Annotated in this window: 2 protein-coding genes; both read left to right on the top strand. The window is 34.7% G+C overall.

The annotated features are described in order from the left end of the window. The first annotated feature begins 208 nt into the window (after nt 1-208). Nucleotides 209-697: a Photosystem I reaction center subunit III gene (locus F6K13_RS32215; protein WP_124143071.1), complete on the top strand. Its 489-nt coding sequence runs from the start codon at nt 209-211 to the stop codon at nt 695-697. Nucleotides 698-844: 147 nt separating this feature from the next. Beyond that, nucleotides 845-970 (top strand): photosystem I reaction center subunit IX, encoded by a 126-nt coding sequence (gene psaJ / locus F6K13_RS32210; RefSeq protein WP_124143070.1) that lies wholly within the window; start codon nt 845-847, stop codon nt 968-970. Nucleotides 971-1,613 lie beyond the last annotated feature (643 nt).

The following is a 1,613-nucleotide window of genomic DNA, read 5'->3' as shown; positions in this document are numbered from 1 at the left end:
ATGATTCTTAACAATTGCCACAGACGTTTCATCACAACTTGTTTCTATAGCTAAAATAGTTGTCATTGACTGATAAATTTATAAAAATAGCTTGATTACTGTCAGCTTCAAATTTATCATTTCCATTAAGAAAATCCCTACTTCAGCTTAATTTAGCTACAGAAGAATGGGTAATTGTCAACACTTTGTAATAAAAGGAAACAATTTTATGAGACGATTGTTGGCTTTAGTTTTAGCCATAAGTCTTTGGGCAACTGGTGCATCAGCAGCATCAGCATATAACTTAGTGCCATGTTCAGAATCACCTGCTTTTCAGGCACGAGCTGAATATGCTCGCCCTACTACCGGCGATCCAGAATCTGGTAAGAAACGATTTGAACGTTATTCACAAGCACTTTGTGGAGAAGACGGACTACCTCATTTAATAGTAGATGGTAGTCTGAATCGCGCTGGAGATTTCCTCATTCCTAGCATTTTATTCTTGTATATTACAGGTTGGATTGGTTGGGCCGGTCGTTCCTATCTACAAGCAATCAAATCTGGTAAGAATCCAGAGGAAAAAGAGATTGTTATCGACGTTCCTTTAGCAATCCAAAAAATGCTAGGTGCAGCTCTATGGCCAGTGTTGGCATTAGGAGAATTTACCTCTGGTAAAATGTTTGCTGAAGAAAACGAAATTACTGTTTCCCCACGCTAAAACATTAACTAAGGAATTAATAAAAACTAAGTAATTGTAATTAGTATAAAAATACTAATTACTAACTGCCAAAAGTCCCAAAACAATGTTTTTTAACATTGTCTAAACAATACCTGATTTGACAATCAGTTTTTAGGAGAAATATTCATGCAAGACCTACTTAAGTATCTATCAACAGCCCCAGTTCTGGCTGCAGCCTGGATGATTATCACAGCCGGAATTTTAATTGAGTTTAATCGTTTTTTCCCAGACTTACTTTTCCACCCAATGTAAAAGCCAAAAAGTTAACTCAGACTTATCTGGATTAATCTAAAGTATGAAACAAAATGTAGATTAAATTCTGAATCAATATTCAGATGAAAAATAGTGGTTAATTCAGAAATCACAATTCTAGACTAATAGTCCGTCAAGCAAAAAATGATGAGTATGTTGAGTATCAAAGCCTTATAAATAAGTGTTATTGAGAAATAGTAACTTATTAAATATAACTTGATAGACTACTATAGCTGAAAATCTGATTTCTGAAACCACTCTAAAATTTAGCTGTTGCCAACTCAGTTATCATCTTGTCTTGAATAAAAAAGGAACTTAAGCTGAAGGTTGAGAAATAAAGGTGATAAATTGGTAAACAACGTAAGCATTCAGCTATTAGCAGTCAGCGCTTCAGCAATTAGTAGTGATGGAAGAAGGCAGCTATGCTGTTTCCGTAGCATGACCTAGGAAAGGGAAAATTGCTTATAAATTTAAACCCCAAAAAATTTTAAGCACTGTTTAGACGGTGGGGTATTAAACCCGCTACAAAAAAAGTAATTACTTCTCAAATTTGGAAAGGGGACTCATGGCAGTAACTTTATTATTCAAACTCAATTTTTCAATTGCTTTGACCTTCCCCAAAATTAATTGCTGATAGCTAATA

This window comes from Okeania sp. SIO2B9 (assembly GCF_010672505.1).
Lineage (GTDB): Bacteria > Cyanobacteriota > Cyanobacteriia > Cyanobacteriales > Microcoleaceae > Okeania > Okeania hirsuta.
Note: the sequence above shows the minus strand (reverse complement) of the source record. Positions and strands in the feature narration are given on the sequence as shown.

What these genes read in the sequence shown, in the direction of transcription:
- F6K13_RS32215 (WP_124143071.1), top strand. Translation starts at nt 209, where the DNA reads ATGAGACGATTGTTGGCTTTAGTTTTAGCCATAAGTCTTTGGGCAACT.
- psaJ (WP_124143070.1), top strand. Translation starts at nt 845, where the DNA reads ATGCAAGACCTACTTAAGTATCTATCAACAGCCCCAGTTCTGGCTGCA.